Origin of the sequence: Streptomyces sp. NPDC126510, assembly GCF_040302345.1 — a bacterium.
GTDB lineage: Bacteria > Actinomycetota > Actinomycetes > Streptomycetales > Streptomycetaceae > Streptomyces.
In genome coordinates, this window is record NZ_JBEORR010000037.1 from 1 (window position 1) to 15544 (window position 15544).

Genomic DNA, 15544 nt, shown 5'->3' on the forward strand with positions numbered 1-15544 from the left:
CTATGGGCGGATCGCTCGTCCTCCTGATCGCCTACCGCCCCCTGCGCGCCACCCCGCGCGACGCCCGCGCCCGCCGCCGCCGGCGGGCCGCCGGGGGGGGCGGGGGGGGCGCCCGGGGGGCCCCCACCCTTCTCGTATCCGTGCGCGCGGGGGGCCGGGGGCCGGACCTACCGGTAGTTCACGAACTGCAGGGCGAAGTCGAAGTCCTTGCCCTTCAACAGGGCGATGACGGCCTGCAGATCGTCACGGTTCTTGGAGCTGACACGCAGCTCCTCGCCCTGCACCTGCGCCTTCACGCCCTTGGGGCCCTCGTCGCGGATGGTCTTCGCCACCTTCTTCGCGTTCTCCTGGGAGATGCCCTCCTTGATCGACGAGAAGATCTTGTACTCCTTGCCGGAGAGCTGGGGCTCGCCCGCCTCCAGAGCCTTCAGCGAGATGCCCCGCTTGATCAGCTTGGACTGGAAGACGTCGAGGATGGCCTTCACCCGGTCCTCGGAGTTCGCCTCCATGAGGATCTGCTCACCGGACCACGAGATCGAGGCACCCACGCCCTTGAAGTCGTAGCGCTGCGAGATCTCCTTGGCGGCCTGGTTGAGTGCGTTGTCGACCTCCTGCCGCTCGACCTTCGAGACGATGTCGAAACTGGAGTCGGCCATGTCCTGTGGCTCCTTGTATCGGGGTGCGTATCGTGCGTACCGGCGTTGTGGGCGGTCGCAGGGCCCGTTCAGGTCCCGGGCCGCATCCGGACAAGCCTAGCCACCCCAGGCCTTCCGAGCGCTGATCAATCGGGTGGCGAAGCACCCCTCGGCATCAGGTATTGTTTACGTCGTTGCCACGGAGCGCCGCGGAAGAGCGGCTCGAAGGGCAGCAACCCCGGCGGTGTGCCCGAGCGGCCAAAGGGAGCAGACTGTAAATCTGCCGGCTTCGCCTTCCCAGGTTCGAATCCTGGCGCCGCCACACTGGGGAAGACCCCCTCTACTCAGGTTGTCACCTGACTAGAGGGGGTTTTTCGTTTCCTCCTCCTGGTCCATCCCAGCCCCCGGCCCCTTGAGCGCCCCCCGGTCCTCCCTCCATCGGCGTGAGCATGATCACTCCACCTCGCCGGGCTGGAAGGCATGGACGTGTCAGGTACGCTGCCGCCTCTTGTAACGGCACCCTTCTGAAGAGGTGTAATGAAAACAGGCAGACGGACCGTCGCGGTGGCCGCGCTCGTGGGGGCGCTGGGGCTCTCGGTGCTGAACGCGCCGGCGGCCCAGGCGGCGGACACCGGTATCACCGTGTCGGACATCGTCATCAACAACGGCAAGCCGATCGTGGTCGGCACGTCGAAGGTGGTGGAGCCGCCCATCAGCTTCAACATCGCGCTGCCCTCCGGGTACAGCACCGCAGCACCGTCCCGCTACGACGCGTATCCCTTCCTCTACCGCGGCGATATCAAAACGGCGGCCGACTCGGGCGAGAACTTCATCCAGCCGGGCAGCTACACCTGCTACGAGATCGACTCCAAGCACGCTCGCTGCGAGGGCGACCTCTACATCGACCCGCACCCGAGCCAGGAACACGTCGACTCCAACAGCGACGCCACGACCTGGAAGGTCGGCGTCTCGCTGAAGCTGTGGAAGGCCGACGGCGGCCTCAAGACCGGGGAACTGGAGACGCGGTCCACGACCGCCCCACTGAAGCGCGCGGCCAAGGCCACCACCAACGCCTCGCCGGAGCCGGTCACCAAGGGCAAGACGATCACCGTCACGGGCAAGCTGACCCGGGCGAACTGGAGCACCAAGAAGTACGACGCCTACAGCGGTCGCACGGTCAGCCTCCAGTTCCGTGCCAAGGGCACCGACACCTTCAAGACGGTCAAGAAGGCGACCACCAGCAGCACCGGAGGACTGAAGACCACGGTCACCGCCTCGGTGGACGGCTACTACCGCTGGGTGTACTACGGCAACTCCACGACCGGCGTCGCCACCAGCGCGGCCGACTACGTCGACGTGCGCTGACGCATTCGCAACCGGACCGGGATCTCGGGTTCAGCCTTCCCCGGTCCTGCTATTGGCGCCGTCACGCCGGGAAAGCCCCCTCTCATCTCCGAAAGACGCTGATGAGAGGGGGCTTTCCTCTTTTCCTCACATCAACGTTCTCGCACCTCAACGGCCGTGCACAGCGGCGTACACGGGGCCCCTGACCTGCCGTTCCGTGGCGGGATGAAAGGTGTTGGCGCACATGAGAAAGGCAAGGAGTCACCTGCTCCTTGCCACTCTCAACGTATAGCGCATGGGGGGCCTTGCGGCAAGACCCCTGTCGTGCCGCACAATTTGCGGCCTGAAGTCAGAGACGGGCGAAAATTGGGGTCTGCCTTGATTGATGTGGTCATTTCCGGCGGTGGACCGACCGGAATGATGCTGGCCGGGGAACTGCGGCTGCATGGCGTGCGTGTGCTCGTGCTGGAGAAGGAGGCGGAGCCGACCCCGCACGTGCGCGCGCTCGGTCTCCACGTGCGCAGCATCGAGGTGCTCGACCAACGCGGGCTGCTGGAGCGCTTCCTCGCCGAGGGCACCAAGCACCCGCTCGGCGGCTTCTTCGCCGGCCTCGCCAAGCCGGCACCCGGCCGGCTGGACACCGCGCACGGCTACGTCCTCGGCATCCCGCAGCCCATCACCGACCGCCTGCTGGCCGAGCACGCGGCCGAGCTCGGCGCCGAGATCCGGCGCGGCTGCGAACTGGTCGGGCTCAGCCAGGACGACGACGGTGTGACCGCCGAACTGGCCGACGGCACGCGGCTGCGCTCCCGCTACCTCGTCGGATGCGACGGCGGCCGCAGCACGGTGCGCAAGCTGCTCGGCGTCGGTTTCCCCGGCGAACCCTCCAGGGTCGAGACGCTGATGGGGGAGATGGAGGTGGCCGCGTCACCGGAGGAACTGGCGGCCGTGATGGCCGAAGTACGCAAAACCCACTTCCGGTTCGGCGCCATGCCGATCAAAGACGGGGTCCACCGCGTCATCGTGCCCGCCGAGGGCTTGACAGAGGACCGCACGGCCCCGCCGACCTTCGACGAGTTCAGGCAGCAGCTGCACAAGTTCGCCGGCACCGACCTCGGTGTGCACTCCCCGCGCTGGCTCTCCCGCTTCGGCGACGCCACTCGGCAGGCCGAGCGCTACCGCACAGGCCGGGTCCTGCTGGCCGGCGACGCCGCGCACGTACACCCGCCGACCGGTGGGCAGGGGCTCAACCTCGGCCTCCAGGACGCCTTCAACCTCGGCTGGAAGCTGGCCGCCGAACTGCGCGGCTGGGCACCGGAGGGGCTACTGGACAGCTACCACACCGAACGCCATCCGGTGGGCGCCGCAGTGCTGGACAACACCCGCGCGCAGATGCACTTGCTGGCTCCCGAGCCCGGGCCGCAGGCCGTGCGCCGGCTCCTCGCGGAGCTGATGGACTTCGAGGAGGTGAACCGGCTCCTGATCGAGAAGGTCACCGCGATCGCCGTCCGCTACGACTGCGGCGAGGGCCACGATCTGCTCGGCCGGAGGCTGCGGGACGTGGGGTTGCAGCGGGGCCGCCTCTACGAGCGGATGCGTGACGGCCGCGGGCTGCTGCTCGACCGGACCGGCGGCCGGCTGTCGGTGGCGGGCTGGTCGGACCGGGTCGGCCACGTCGTCGACGTCAGCGAGGAACTCGACGTGCCCGCGGTGCTGTTGCGACCGGATGGACACGTGGCATGGATCGGCGACGACCAGCAGGATCTGCTCGACCGGCTGCCGAGGTGGTTCGGGTCGGCAACCGGCTGAGGTGACTTGGTGGGGCCGGTGGGGGTGGGGCACGCGAGCGGCCGGGGCACACAACCCCAACCGGCGCGCGCCCGGACACGCCCAACCGCGGGCCCCGGCGGCGCGCGCCCCGGCGCGCCCCAGGCGGCCCGCTCCCGCCATGCCCGAGCGCCCCGCCCCCACCGGCCCCTCCCCGCATGCCGCCGGCACCTCACCCCCACCGCCGCGCACCCTCGCCATGCCCGCATGCCCCGGACGGCCTACTCCCCGCCGGCGTGGGCCAGTTCGATGTCGTGGTCGTCCGCACCGGTGCCCGGGACGGTCAGCGATGCCGCCCGGGGCGGGTAGCCGGTCGCGATGACCGTGTACGCGCCGGTGTCCAGGTCGGAGAAGGCGTACGCACCGTCGAGGCCGGTGCGTGTCGTGGCGACCACGTTGCCCGCCGCGTCCACCAGCGTGACCCGCGCGTCGCTCAGCGGTGCGCCCCCTGCGCGCACCGTGCCCCGCACCTGCGCGCCGGGCCGCAGTTCGAGCGCGACCCTGGTGGTCCCGGCCCCGTCGATCTCGACGACCTGGGCCAGCGGCCGGTGCTTGGGGGAGCTGACCGCGAGGGTCACCGGCCCCGGCACCAGGTCGGTGACCGCGAACTCGCCCAGCACGTCCGTCCGACCCGTCGCCAGCACCTCCCCGCGCGCGTCCGTCACGATGACCACGGCCTCGGCGACCGGTGTCCCACCGTCCGCGGAGCGCACCACCCCGGCGAGACCGCTGGTGCCGCTCAGGAGCATGTCGTACGCCATTGGTTCACAAACAATCTGATTGAGGCGCAGGGCACGTGAAGCGGGCGGTACGTGAAGCGGGCGGTACGTGAAGCGGGCGGTTCATGAAAGGGGCTGTCCGTGATGCGGGCGGCACATGCATCGCCCGGCACGTCAAAGGGCGGCACGGGAAAGGGACCGTGTCCGCGGGGGAGTGACCCCGCGCGGCACACTGGCCCCATGTCCTCCCGCCGCAGACTCTGCCCCGAGTGCCGCCGCGAGATCGCCGTCGTCGCCGGGCGGTACGCACGCCACGACCCGCCCGGCGCCCGCGAGCACGGCGAACTCACCTCGTGCCCGGGCTCCCGCCGCCAGGCACGCCCGGGCCCGGAGCAACCCTCCCTGGACGGCTACACGGTCCCGGACTTCCCCGGCCAACTGCCCCTGTTCTAGAGCCCCACGAAGAGCCCCACGAGTCGCCGGCCGCGAACCTCAGTTCCCGGCCACCGACTTCACCGCCACGGACACCGGCACCGGCCCGCTGATCAGCTCCAGAGTGAGCCCGGCGGTCGCCGACGTGTCCACCAGCTCCGCCAGCACGGCGGCCACGTCGTCGCGCGGGATCGGACCGCGGCCCGTGCGCGCCTCCAGCCGTACGAGACCGGTGCCGGCGTCGTCGGTGAGCTGGCCGGGGCGCAGGATCGTCCAGTCCAGGGCGTCCAGACCGCGCACGTACGCGTCCGCCTCGCCCTTGGCCCGCAGATACACGTCGAAGATCTCGTCACCCTGGTGACGCGGGTCGGCGCCCATGGACGACACGACCACGAAGCGCCGCACGCCCGCCCTCACCGCCGCGTCCGCGAAGAGGACCGCCGCGGCCTTGTCCACCGTGTCCTTGCGGGCCGCCCCGCTGCCCGGCCCCGCGCCCGCCGCGAAGACCGCGGCGTCGGCACCCCTGAGCCGCTCCGCGACCTCGTCGACGGACGCCGACTCCAGGTCGAGCACGACCGGTTCGGCACCGGCCTGCCGTAGCTCGTCGGCCTGTTCGGCCTTCCGGATGATCCCGGCTGCTTCGTCCCCGCGCGCGGCGAGCAGCCGCTCCAGCCGCAACGCGATCTGACCATGACCACCAGCGATGACAATGCGCATGCCTTCGACCGTACGCCTCGACAGCACCCTCCGCCGCACGACTTGAGCCGCGCCCCGCCGCAGGTCCACGACCTCGCCCGCAGTGGGCGGCATGCCCCGCGTTCCACCCCAGGCGTGAGGCCCCTCGCTCCACACAGGCCTACGTCGCGCCTCGCCCCACCCCGTGCCTGCGGCACCCCGCCGGACCCCGTGCCTGCGGCGCCCCGCCGGACCCCGTGCCTGCGGCGCCCCGCCGGACCCCGTGCCTACGGCACCTCACCCCGCCCCCGTGCCTACGGCACCTCACCCCGCCCCCGTGCCTACGGCACCTCACCCCGCCCCTGTCGCGGCAGCCCCAGTTCGACCGAGGCCGCCGAACTGCAGTACTCGCGTACCGCGCTGGTCCGCGCCACCACGCGCCCCTGGTGCACGACGATCCGGCTGTACGCCAGGGACAGCACCCCCGCGAGCCGTTCCCCGCGCACCGCGAGCAGCTCGGCAGGGAAACCCGCCTCCACTCGCACCTCCGGCAGCCCCAGCACCGCCCGCGCCGCGGAGCTCACCGCGTCGTAGGCCTCCTCGGGGGACAACCCGTAGCGCGAGGCCAGCAGGAAGGCCGCCTCCAGGGGGTCACCGCGGCCCACGGGGTTGGAAACGTCCCGCAGTGCCCCGCTCCCGGCGGCCACCCGCACCCCGGCCGCGCGCAGCAGCCGTACCGGGGCCGCCCCGCGCCGGTCGACGCCGCCGCAGCCCCCCTGCGGCAGGCACGCCACGGCCACCCCGGCCGCCGCGAGTTGGTCGGCCGTCCGCGAGGCCACCTCGGAGGGCAGTCGCCCGAGGTCGCCGCACGGGCTGAGGGTCACCCCCGGACGCAGTCCGCCCGCCATCGCGGCGAGCCGGGCCAGCCGGGCCGGGTCCCCGGCGTCCGTGTGCAGGTCGACGGGACAGCCATGCTCGGAGGCCATCTCCAGGACCGCCTCCACGTACCCCGCCGGATCCGGGTCGAGGTCCGGGCGGCCGCCCACCACCGAGGCGCCCATCTTCACCGCGTCCCGCAGCATCGCCAGCCCGTCCGCGCCGGCCACCCCGGTCAGCACCCGGGGCATCGCCACCGTCGTCAGCTCCGCAAGTCCCCGCAGTGCCCGCCGCGCCTGCAGCACGGCCGTCAGCGCGCCGAGGCCCTGGACGTCCCCCACGCGCACGTGCGCCCGCAGCGCCGTCGCCCCGTGCCCGAGCTGGAGCAGCGCGGCCTCCGTCGCCCGGCGCTGCACGTCCTGCGGCTCGTACGAGACCGGCCCCTCGGTGTCGGCCGACAGGGCCGTGTCGGCGTGGGCGTGCGGCTCGGCCGGGGCCGGCAGCAGCAGATAGCCGCTGAGGTCCACACGCGCCCCGCACGCGCGCGTGCCGCCCGCTCCCAGGCTGCCGGCCGTGCCGACCGCCTCGATGCGCCCGCCGCACAGCCGTACGTCCACGGTCCGGCCGTCGGTGAGCCGCGCCCCGCACAGCAGCAGCGACGACGGGTCGGCCGGATCCGGCGAGGACGACGGGGGCGGTGGGGGCTGCGGCCGGCTGTCGGGCATCGCACTCCAGGGGCTCGGGCTGCACGGGAGGACGCGTGATCACGCAGAGTGAGACGAGCCTAGGACGGCCTCACGCCGCTGTCGGGGAGGAGCGCAATAGTCGTACCGGCGTGGTCCGCCCTCGGCCCGCCCACGACCCGACGGAGGCCCGCTCATGGGACGAGAGGCGTTCACGAGGCTGCCGGGAGGACGGTCCGAGCGCCCGGGGCGGGGGCCTCGAAACGGATTTGGGCGAACGGCGGCCGAGCGTGTAATGTCTTCATCGCTCGCCCCAATAGCTCAGTCGGCAGAGCGTCTCCATGGTAAGGAGAAGGTCAACGGTTCGATTCCGTTTTGGGGCTCTGGTGTGACTGGCTCCCGTCGCAAGACGGGGTCCGGACCACATCAAAGCGGTGTAGCTCAGTCGGTAGAGCAAGCGGCTCATAATCGCTGTGTCACCGGTTCAAGTCCGGTCACCGCTACTGACAGTAGCCGATTGCGGGGTCGGTCCTTCGATCGGCTACTCTTTCTTGCGTTGAATAAGTCCATCCGTTCGTCTTAGGAGCACTCACGTGGCTGCCACCGACGTCCGCCCGAAGATCACGCTGGCCTGCGTGGAGTGCAAGGAGCGGAACTACATCACCAAGAAGAACCGGCGTAACAACCCGGATCGTCTTGAGATGAAGAAGCACTGCCCGCGTTGCAACGCGCACACCGCGCACCGCGAAACGCGATAAATCAGGCTCGTACGCGAGGCCGTTCCCGAGTAATCGGGGACGGCCTCGCGTCGTTGAGGTACCCGTACCTGTCAGTAGAGCTACCAGGAGGTGCCGGGCCATGGCGCTCGACCAGTCCTTCGTGGGGCGGACGTACCCGCCCACCGCGCCTTACGAGGTGGGCCGGGAGAAGATCCGTGAGTTCGCCGAGGCGGTCGGGGACGACAACCCGGCGTACACGGACGCGGAGGCCGCCAAGGCGCTCGGCCACCCCGATGTGATCGCCCCGCCGACCTTCGTCTTCGCGATCACCTTCAAGGCCGCCGGCCAGGTCGTCCACGATCCGCAGCTCGGCCTGGACTACAGCCGCGTGGTGCACGGCGACCAGAAGTTCGCCTACCGCCGCCCGGTCCGTGCCGGTGACCGGCTCACGGTCACCTCGACCATCGAGGCGGTCAAGTCCCTCGCGGGCAACGACATCCTGGACGTCCGTGGCGAGGTCCACGACGAGGCCGGCGAGCACGTCGTGACGGCCTGGATCAAACTGGTGGCCCGCGCGGCCGAGGAGGCGTGAGCGATTCCATGACCGCGAAGATCTCCTACGCCGACGTCGAGGTCGGCACCGAACTGCCCGCCCAGACCTTCCCCGTGACCCGCGAGACCCTCGTCCGGTACGCGGGCGCCTCCGGCGACTTCAACCCGATCCACTGGAACGAGAAGTTCGCCAAGGAGGTCGGCCTGCCGGACGTCATCGCGCACGGCATGTTCACCATGGCCGAAGCGATCAGGGTGGTCACCGACTGGGCCGGCGACCCGGGCTCGGTCGTCGAGTACGGCGTCCGCTTCACCAAGCCGGTCGTCGTCCCGAACGACGACCAGGGCGCCGTGATCGAGGTGGCAGGCAAGGTCGCCGCCAAGCTCGACGACAACACGGTCCGCGTGGACCTGACGGCGACCAGCGCCGGGCAGAAGGTGCTGGGCATGTCCAGGGCGGTCGTACGACTGGCCTGAGACGGTTCGCGACATCATGTAAGGGGTGCTCCCATGGCGGCGCACCCCTTACGTATGGCGCGGGCAGACCACCGCTTGACAGAGTTAGTGATTGAGCACTAACTTCATTTGCATGGCCAGGATGAGTGCGGAAGAGCGACGCGAGAGCGTCATCCGGGCGGCGACGACCGAGTTCGCCCGCGGTGGCTACCACGGCACCTCGACCGAGGCGATCGCCCGCCGGGTCGGCGTCTCGCAGCCGTATCTCTTCCGGCTGTTCCCGAGCAAGAAGGCGATCTTCCTGGCGGCGGCCGAGCGGTGCGCCGAGGACACCATCCGGATGTTCGCGGAGGCGGCCGAGGGGCTGGACGGCGAAGAGGCCCGCAATGCCATGGGCGGGGCGTACATCGAGACCATCTCCCAGCAGCCGGAGCGGCTGATGATGCAGATGCAGATGTACCTCGCCGTGGCGGCCGCCGAGGAGGAGGGGGACCGCGAGTTCGGTGAGGCCGTGCGCGCGGGCTGGATGCGGCTCTGGGACACCATCCACCTGCCACTGGGCGCCGACGCTGACGAGACGACGACCTTCCTCGCGCAGGGCATGCTCATCAACTGCCTGGTGGCCATGGGCTTCCCGGCCGATCACCGGGTCTGGGCGGGGCTGGGCACGTCGGACTCCGACAGCTGACAGGGCGGACGAGGAGGCGGGGCCTTTTCATGACCTCGAAAGTTAGTAATCAATAACTAATCGATCACCGCACACACTCCATGGGGGAGCGATGTCACAGCAGACCGCACGTCGCGGGGGAGCCGCCTGGGCCCTCGTCATCACCAGCGTCGCCGGGTTCATGGCGGCTCTCGACAACCTCGTCGTCACCACCGCCCTGCCCTCCATCCGCGAGGACCTCGGCGGCGGCCTGCACGACCTGGAATGGACGGTGAGCGCCTACACGCTCACCTTCGCCGTGCTGCTGATGTTCGGAGCGGCCCTCGGCGACCGCTTCGGCCGCCGCAGGCTGTTCATCGCGGGACTCACCGTCTTCACGGGCGCCTCCGCCGCCGCTGCCATGGCACCCGGCATCGACTCCCTCATCGCCGCCCGGGCCGTACAGGGCGCGGGTGCGGCGGTGATGATGCCGCTGACGCTCACCCTGCTGACCGCCGCCGTGCCCGCCGCCAAGCGCGGTATGGCGTTCGGCATCTGGGGCGCCGTCAACGGACTCGCCATCGCCTCCGGGCCGCTCGTCGGCGGCACCCTCACCGAACACATCTCCTGGCAGTGGATCTTCTGGCTGAACGTCCCGCTGGGCCTGGCCCTGCTGCCACTCGCCCGGCTGCGCCTCGCCGAGTCCCACGGCACCGGAGCCCCGCTCGACGTCCCCGGCACCCTGCTCGCCAGCGGCGGCCTCTTCGGCATCGTCTACGGCCTGGTCCGCGGCCCCGTCGACGGCTGGACCGGCGGCATGGTCCTCACGGGCCTCTTCGCGGGCACCGCGCTGCTGACCGGCTTCGTCCTCTACGGCATCCGCGCCAAGAACCCCATGCTCCCGATGCGGCTGTTCCGCTCCCGGGCCTTCGCCGGCGTCAACGCGGCCAGCCTGCTGATGTTTCTCGGCATGTTCGGCTCGATCTTCCTGCTCAGCCAGTACATGCAGGGCGTCCTCGGCTACTCGCCCACCGAGGCGGGCCTGAGGATGCTGCCCTGGACCGGCATGCCGATGCTGATCGCCCCGATCGCGGGCATCCTGGCCGACCGCATCGGCGGCCGCCCGGTCGTCGCCACCGGCCTCTTCCTGCAGGCCCTGGGCCTCGGCTACATGGCGGTGGTGGCCACGACCGACGCCTCCTACGGCTCGCAGCTGCCCGCCCTGATCATCAGCGGAATCGGCATGGCGCTGTACTTCGCCCCCGCCTCGCACCTGGTGATGTCCAGCGTGCGGCCGTCCGAGCAGGGCATCGCCTCCGGGGCCAACAACGCGCTGCGCGAGGTGGGCGGGGCGCTCGGCATCGCCGTCATGGCCTCGATCTTCGCGGCCCAGGGCGGCTACGAGACCGGCCAGACCTTCGTCGACGGCATGCGGCCCGCCCTGGTGACGGGCTCCGCGGTGGTCGCCCTCGCGGGCGTCGCCGCCCTGCTGATACCGACCCGGCGGCACACCGAGCGGCAGGCCGCCCCGGCCGAACCGGCACCGGTACTGGAGACGGCCGCCCACTGACCCCGAAGGACCCGAACAAGGAGAAGCGGCATGCCCACCCTTCCCTGGACCGTCCCGAACACCCCGCCCCGCGACACCGAGGTGCACGTCTTCGCCTCCCGCTTCGAGACCCGCACGCTGTGGGCGGCGCTGAAGTTCCTCGCCGGGACGCCCGCCGTCTGGCGGCAGGTTCGCCGCAGCCCCGGCGCCTACGGAGCGACCCTGAAGGCGAAGCCCCTCAAGCGGACCTTCTGGACCCTCTCGGCCTGGGAGTCCAAGGACGCGCTGCACGCCTTCGTCCGCGCCGGTGCCCACGGCCCGGCCTCCCGGGGCCTCGCCCCGCAGATGAAGGACGCGGCCTTCACCACCTGGCAGGTGAGCAGCGAGGACCTCCCGCTCCCCTGGTCCGAGGCGCTCCGCCGACTGTCCTGAGAGCCACCACACACACGTGCGGCCCCTTCCTCACGAAAGGGGCCGCACGCACGCGTGCCCGGCGCCGTCACCGCCGTCTCGTACGCTTGGGCCCGTGCAGGAACTCCACGACGCCCCCCTCGCCCCGCTGACGACCTTCCGGCTGGGCGGCCCCGCGACCCGGCTGCTCACCGCGACGACGGACGACGAGGTGATCGCCGCCGTCCGCGAAGCCGACGAGACGGGCACCCCGCTGCTGCTCATCGGCGGCGGCTCCAACCTGGTCATCGGCGACAAGGGCTTCGACGGCACCGCCCTCGTCATCGCCACCCGGGGCTTCTCCCTCGACGGCACGACGCTGGAGCTGGCCGCCGGCGAGGTCTGGACCGATGCCGTCGCCCGCACGGTCGAAGCGGGCCTGGCCGGCATCGAATGCCTGGCCGGCATCCCCGGCTCGGCCGGCGCGACCCCCATCCAGAACGTCGGGGCGTACGGCCAAGAGGTCTCCTCCACGATCACCGAGGTCGTCGCCTACGACCGCCGCACCGGCGACACGGTCACGCTGGCCAACGAGGACTGCGCCTTCTCCTACCGCCACAGCCGCTTCAAGTCCGACCCCGAGCGGTACGTGGTCCTGCGCGTCCGCTTCTCCCTGGAGGACGCCGAGGGCCTGTCCGCCCCCCTCCGGTACGCCGAGACGGCCCGTGCCCTCGGTGTGGAGCCGGGCGATCGCGTCCCCCTCGCGCAGGCCCGTGAGACGGTGCTCAAGCTGCGCGCCGGCAAGGGCATGGTCCTGGACCCCGAGGACCACGACACCTGGTCGGCGGGCTCCTTCTTCACCAACCCGATCCTCACGGACACGGACTTCGAGACGTTCCGCACGCGCGTCCACGACCGGCTCGGCGACGGTGTGGAGCCCCCGGCGTACCCGGCCGGCGAGGGCCGTAGCAAAACCTCCGCGGCCTGGCTGATCGACAAGGCGGGCTTCACGAAGGGGTACGGCGAGGGCCCGGCCCGCATCTCCACGAAGCACACCCTGGCGCTGACGAACCGCGGCACCGCGACGACCGAGGACCTCCTCGCCCTGGCCCGCGAGGTCGTGGCCGGAGTCCACGAGGCCTTCGGAATCACCCTGGTCAACGAGCCGGTGACCGTGGGAGTGAGCCTGTAGGTACCCGGCGTCAATGCTGGGGCGGGGTGGGTGCGCAACTCGGCGCGACGAGGTGCCTCCCCCAAGCTCTCGGCTTCGCTCGAGCAGGGGGGACCCCCATGCCCACCCGTGCCGCCCTTGGCGGCACGCATGCCCGCAGGCTGAGCGGACCCGCACCGCGTACGGCGAGAAGGGGCCGTGTCGGGGGGTGTCCGCCCGCAGCGGTTGTCGCGTCGACGGGCAGCCAGTCGGTGTGCAAGCCCATCGCGACGTTCCGAGGACGGACACCCCCCGGCGCGGCCCCGCCCCACCACCCGCCGTCAGGCGAAGACGCGCACCCTACCGGACCGCCACAGTCAGCCGCAGGCACCACCGCATCGAACCGACGCACGCGCGCTACGACGCCAGCCAGTCGTCCACCCCCGACAGCAGCTTCGTCTTCATGTCCTCCGGCGCCGCCGACCCCCGCACCGACTGCCGCGCCACCTCCGCCAGCTCCGCATCCGTGAACCCGTGATGCCGCCGCGCGATCTCGTACTGCGCCGCCAGCCGCGACCCGAACAGCAACGGATCGTCCGCGCCCAGCGCCAGCGGCACCCCCGCCTCGAACAACGTCCGCAGCGGCACGTCCTCCGGCTTCTCGTACACCCCCAGCGCCACGTTCGAGGCCGGGCACACCTCGCACGTCACCTGCCGGTCCGCCAGCCGCTTCATCAGCCGGGGATCCTCCGCCGCCCGCACCCCGTGCCCCACCCGGTTCGCCCCCAGGTCGTCCAGACAGTCCCGCACCGACGACGGCCCGGCCAGCTCACCCCCGTGCGGCGCCGACAGCAACCCGGCCTCACGTGCGATCCCGAACGCCCGGTCGAAGTCCCGCGCCATCCCCCGCCGCTCGTCGTTCGACAGCCCGAACCCGACGACCCCCTGGTCCGCGTATCGAGCCGCCAGGCGCGCCAGCGTCCGCGCGTCCAGCGGGTGCTTCATCCGGTTCGCCGCGACCAGGACCCGCATCCCGAGCCCGGTCTCCCGCGACGTCGTCTCCACCGCGTCCAGGATGATCTCCAGCGCCGGGATCAGCCCGCCCAGCCGCGGCGCGTACGACGTCGGGTCGACCTGGATCTCCAGCCACCCGGACCCGTCCCGCAGATCCTCCTCCGCGGCCTCCCGCACCAGCCGCTGGATGTCCTCCGGCTCCCGCAGGCACGAGCGCGCAGCGTCGTACAGCCGCTGGAAGCGGAACCAGCCCCGTTCGTCCGTCGCCCGCAGTTTCGGCGGCTCCCCGCCGACCAGCGCCTCGGTCAGCGCGTCGGGCAGCCGCACCCCGTACTTGTCGGCCAGTTCCAGCACGGTCGAGGGCCGCATCGACCCGGTGAAGTGCAGGTGCAGATGGGCTTTCGGCAGCTCAGAGACATCACGTACACGCTCCATCCAAAGATCCTGCCGTACGCCCCAGCCGTCCCGGTAGCCGTTTCCCCTTTCGTGGTCTTGCTCGCACAAATAAATGGGGCACATACCGGACCCGGTATGTGCCCCACGCTCCGCTCCCTGTCACGGGAGCGGCGAAGCGGACGTCAGTCGCGCGCCTCCGCCAGCAGCTTCTGGATCCGGCTCACGCCCTCGACCAGATCCTCGTCGCCCAGCGCGTAGGACAGCCGCAGGTACCCCGGCGTGCCGAACGCCTCACCCGGCACCACCGCGACCTCGGACTCCTCCAGGATCAGCGCCGCCAGCTCGACCGTGTCCTTGGGCCGCCTGCCCCGGATCTCCTTGCCGACCAGCGCCTTCACCGACGGGTACGCGTAGAACGCCCCCTCCGGCTCCGGGCACACCACGCCGTCGATCTCGTTCAGCATCCGCACGATGGTCTTGCGGCGCCGGTCGAAGGCCTCCCGCATCTTCGCCACGGCGTCCAGCTCACCGGAGACGGCGGCCAGCGCGGCCGCCTGGGCGACGTTGGACACGTTGGAGGTGGCGTGCGACTGCAGGTTCGTCGCGGCCTTGACGACGTCCTTCGGGCCGATGATCCACCCGACGCGCCAGCCGGTCATCGCGTACGTCTTCGCGACGCCGTTCACCACGACGCACTTGTCGCGCAGCTCGGGCAGCACCGCCGGCAGCGACACGGCGGAGGCGTCGCCGTAGACCAGGTGCTCGTAGATCTCGTCCGTCATCACCCACAGACCGTGCTCGACGGCCCAGCGGCCGATCGCCTCGGTCTCCGTCTCGCTGTAGACCGCGCCGGTCGGGTTGGACGGCGAGACGAAGAGGACGACCTTGGTCTTCTCCGTACGGGCCGCCTCCAACTGCTCGACGGTCACCCGGTAGCCGGTCGTCTCGTCGGCGACGACCTCCACCGGGACACCCCCGGCCAGCCGGATCGACTCCGGGTAGGTCGTCCAGTAGGGCGCGGGCACGATGACCTCGTCGCCCGGGTCGAGGATCGCGGCGAAGGCCTCGTAGATGGCCTGCTTGCCACCGTTGGTGACCAGGATCTCCGAGACGTCCGGCTCGTAGCCCGAGTCACGCAGGGTCTTCGCGGCGATCGCGGCCTTCAGCTCGGGGAGACCGCCGGCCGGCGTGTAGCGGTGGAACTTCGGGTTCGAGCAGGCCTCGATCGCGGCCTGGACGATGTAGTCCGGGGTCGGGAAGTCCGGCTCGCCCGCGCCGAAGCCGATCACCGGACGCCCGGCGGCCTTGAGGGCCTTGGCCTTGGCGTCCACGGCGAGGGTGGCGGACTCGGAGATCGCGCCGACTCGGGCGGAGACCCGGCGCTCGGTGGGAGGGGTTGCAGCGCTCATGGGCCCCATCGTTTCAGACCGGAAACGCGCGCGGCACGGGGGTTTCACAGACTGAACAACGTCGGGCAAACC

General features: G+C 71.1%; 15 protein-coding genes, 3 tRNA genes and 1 pseudogene. 13 read left to right on the plus strand and 6 right to left on the minus strand.

Translation table 11 applies throughout. The annotated features are described in order from the left end of the window. Positions 1 to 167 precede the first annotated feature (167 nt). The gene (locus ABTX60_RS35900) at positions 168 to 656 is read right to left on the minus strand and encodes a YajQ family cyclic di-GMP-binding protein (RefSeq protein WP_031108414.1); all 489 of its coding nucleotides are present in this window, start codon (positions 654 to 656) and stop codon (positions 168 to 170) included. 219 nt (positions 657 to 875) lie between these two features. Here ABTX60_RS35900 and ABTX60_RS35905 point away from each other — a divergent pair. The 3 genes from ABTX60_RS35905 to rox all read left to right on the plus strand — a co-directional run bounded on the left by ABTX60_RS35905 (position 876) and on the right by rox (position 3788). Beyond that, positions 876 to 957, plus strand: a tRNA-Tyr gene (locus ABTX60_RS35905). Positions 958 to 1172: 215 nt separating this feature from the next. Further along, positions 1173 to 2000, plus strand: coding sequence for a hypothetical protein (locus tag ABTX60_RS35910; protein ID WP_352101215.1), 828 nt, complete (start codon positions 1173 to 1175; stop codon positions 1998 to 2000). 357 nt (positions 2001 to 2357) lie between these two features. Continuing rightward, positions 2358 to 3788, plus strand: coding sequence for a rifampin monooxygenase (gene rox, locus ABTX60_RS35915; RefSeq protein WP_352101216.1), 1431 nt, complete (start codon positions 2358 to 2360; stop codon positions 3786 to 3788). A 239-nt stretch (positions 3789 to 4027) separates the two neighbouring features. Here rox and ABTX60_RS35920 read toward each other — a convergent pair. Then, positions 4028 to 4573: pseudogene (locus ABTX60_RS35920) on the minus strand (MSCRAMM family protein); the annotation flags it as partial. A 192-nt stretch (positions 4574 to 4765) separates the two neighbouring features. On the opposite strand from ABTX60_RS35920, the gene ABTX60_RS35925 reads away from it, so the two are divergent. Beyond that, positions 4766 to 4978 carry a hypothetical protein gene (locus ABTX60_RS35925; protein ID WP_053674492.1) on the plus strand — a complete coding sequence of 71 codons (213 nt, stop codon included), beginning with the start codon at positions 4766 to 4768 and terminating at the stop codon, positions 4976 to 4978. 39 nt (positions 4979 to 5017) lie between these two features. Here the strand turns inward: ABTX60_RS35925 and ABTX60_RS35930 are convergent, their stop codons facing one another. Continuing rightward, positions 5018 to 5674: an NAD(P)H-binding protein gene (locus ABTX60_RS35930; protein ID WP_352101217.1), complete on the minus strand. Its 657-nt coding sequence runs from the start codon at positions 5672 to 5674 to the stop codon at positions 5018 to 5020. A gap of 299 nt (positions 5675 to 5973) precedes the next feature. Beyond that, entirely contained in the window at positions 5974 to 7233 is a 1260-nt protein-coding gene (locus tag ABTX60_RS35935; RefSeq protein ID WP_352101218.1) for an amidohydrolase family protein, read from the minus strand. 268 nt (positions 7234 to 7501) lie between these two features. Between ABTX60_RS35935 and ABTX60_RS35940 the strand changes: the two genes are divergently transcribed. The 9 genes from ABTX60_RS35940 to ABTX60_RS35980 all read left to right on the plus strand — a co-directional run bounded on the left by ABTX60_RS35940 (position 7502) and on the right by ABTX60_RS35980 (position 12695). Then, positions 7502 to 7574: transfer RNA gene (locus ABTX60_RS35940), tRNA-Thr, on the plus strand. A 47-nt stretch (positions 7575 to 7621) separates the two neighbouring features. Then, positions 7622 to 7694 (plus strand) — tRNA-Met (locus ABTX60_RS35945). Positions 7695 to 7784: 90 nt separating this feature from the next. Then, a complete protein-coding gene (gene rpmG / locus ABTX60_RS35950) occupies positions 7785 to 7949 on the plus strand; it encodes a 50S ribosomal protein L33 (RefSeq protein ID WP_003948671.1) in 165 nt (54 codons plus the stop codon). A 100-nt stretch (positions 7950 to 8049) separates the two neighbouring features. Then, on the plus strand, positions 8050 to 8502 hold the full coding sequence (locus ABTX60_RS35955; RefSeq protein WP_352101219.1) for an FAS1-like dehydratase domain-containing protein: 453 nt from the start codon (positions 8050 to 8052) through the stop codon (positions 8500 to 8502). Between the two features lie 8 nt (positions 8503 to 8510). Then, positions 8511 to 8939, plus strand: a complete 429-nt coding sequence (locus tag ABTX60_RS35960; protein ID WP_352101266.1) for a MaoC family dehydratase — start codon at positions 8511 to 8513, stop codon at positions 8937 to 8939. A 112-nt stretch (positions 8940 to 9051) separates the two neighbouring features. Continuing rightward, positions 9052 to 9606, plus strand: a complete 555-nt coding sequence (locus tag ABTX60_RS35965) for a TetR/AcrR family transcriptional regulator (protein WP_352101220.1) — start codon at positions 9052 to 9054, stop codon at positions 9604 to 9606. Positions 9607 to 9697: 91 nt separating this feature from the next. Beyond that, the gene (locus ABTX60_RS35970; RefSeq protein WP_352101221.1) at positions 9698 to 11134 is read left to right on the plus strand and encodes an MFS transporter; all 1437 of its coding nucleotides are present in this window, start codon (positions 9698 to 9700) and stop codon (positions 11132 to 11134) included. 30 nt (positions 11135 to 11164) lie between these two features. Continuing rightward, positions 11165 to 11545 (plus strand): DUF3291 domain-containing protein, encoded by a 381-nt coding sequence (locus ABTX60_RS35975; RefSeq protein ID WP_352101222.1) that lies wholly within the window; start codon positions 11165 to 11167, stop codon positions 11543 to 11545. Positions 11546 to 11639: 94 nt separating this feature from the next. Further along, entirely contained in the window at positions 11640 to 12695 is a 1056-nt protein-coding gene (locus ABTX60_RS35980) for a UDP-N-acetylmuramate dehydrogenase (protein WP_352101223.1), read from the plus strand. Positions 12696 to 13070: 375 nt separating this feature from the next. Here the strand turns inward: ABTX60_RS35980 and ABTX60_RS35985 are convergent, their stop codons facing one another. Beyond that, the gene (locus ABTX60_RS35985; RefSeq protein WP_352101224.1) at positions 13071 to 14102 is read right to left on the minus strand and encodes an adenosine deaminase; all 1032 of its coding nucleotides are present in this window, start codon (positions 14100 to 14102) and stop codon (positions 13071 to 13073) included. A 143-nt stretch (positions 14103 to 14245) separates the two neighbouring features. Further along, a complete protein-coding gene (locus tag ABTX60_RS35990) occupies positions 14246 to 15472 on the minus strand; it encodes a pyridoxal phosphate-dependent aminotransferase (RefSeq protein WP_352101225.1) in 1227 nt (408 codons plus the stop codon). Positions 15473 to 15544 lie beyond the last annotated feature (72 nt).

Bases quoted from the DNA above. Each gene is read 5' to 3' on its own strand.
- ABTX60_RS35930 (WP_352101217.1), bottom strand. From the start codon at position 5,674: ATGCGCATTGTCATCGCTGGTGGTCATGGTCAGATCGCGTTGCGGCTG.
- ABTX60_RS35955 (WP_352101219.1), top strand. From the start codon at position 8,050: ATGGCGCTCGACCAGTCCTTCGTGGGGCGGACGTACCCGCCCACCGCG.
- ABTX60_RS35935 (WP_352101218.1), bottom strand. From the start codon at position 7,233: ATGCCCGACAGCCGGCCGCAGCCCCCACCGCCCCCGTCGTCCTCGCCG.
- ABTX60_RS35985 (WP_352101224.1), bottom strand. From the start codon at position 14,102: ATGGAGCGTGTACGTGATGTCTCTGAGCTGCCGAAAGCCCATCTGCAC.
- ABTX60_RS35970 (WP_352101221.1), top strand. From the start codon at position 9,698: ATGTCACAGCAGACCGCACGTCGCGGGGGAGCCGCCTGGGCCCTCGTC.
- ABTX60_RS35990 (WP_352101225.1), bottom strand. From the start codon at position 15,472: ATGAGCGCTGCAACCCCTCCCACCGAGCGCCGGGTCTCCGCCCGAGTC.
- ABTX60_RS35965 (WP_352101220.1), top strand. From the start codon at position 9,052: ATGGCCAGGATGAGTGCGGAAGAGCGACGCGAGAGCGTCATCCGGGCG.
- ABTX60_RS35975 (WP_352101222.1), top strand. From the start codon at position 11,165: ATGCCCACCCTTCCCTGGACCGTCCCGAACACCCCGCCCCGCGACACC.
- ABTX60_RS35960 (WP_352101266.1), top strand. From the start codon at position 8,511: ATGACCGCGAAGATCTCCTACGCCGACGTCGAGGTCGGCACCGAACTG.
- ABTX60_RS35925 (WP_053674492.1), top strand. From the start codon at position 4,766: ATGTCCTCCCGCCGCAGACTCTGCCCCGAGTGCCGCCGCGAGATCGCC.
- ABTX60_RS35910 (WP_352101215.1), top strand. From the start codon at position 1,173: ATGAAAACAGGCAGACGGACCGTCGCGGTGGCCGCGCTCGTGGGGGCG.
- ABTX60_RS35900 (WP_031108414.1), bottom strand. From the start codon at position 656: ATGGCCGACTCCAGTTTCGACATCGTCTCGAAGGTCGAGCGGCAGGAG.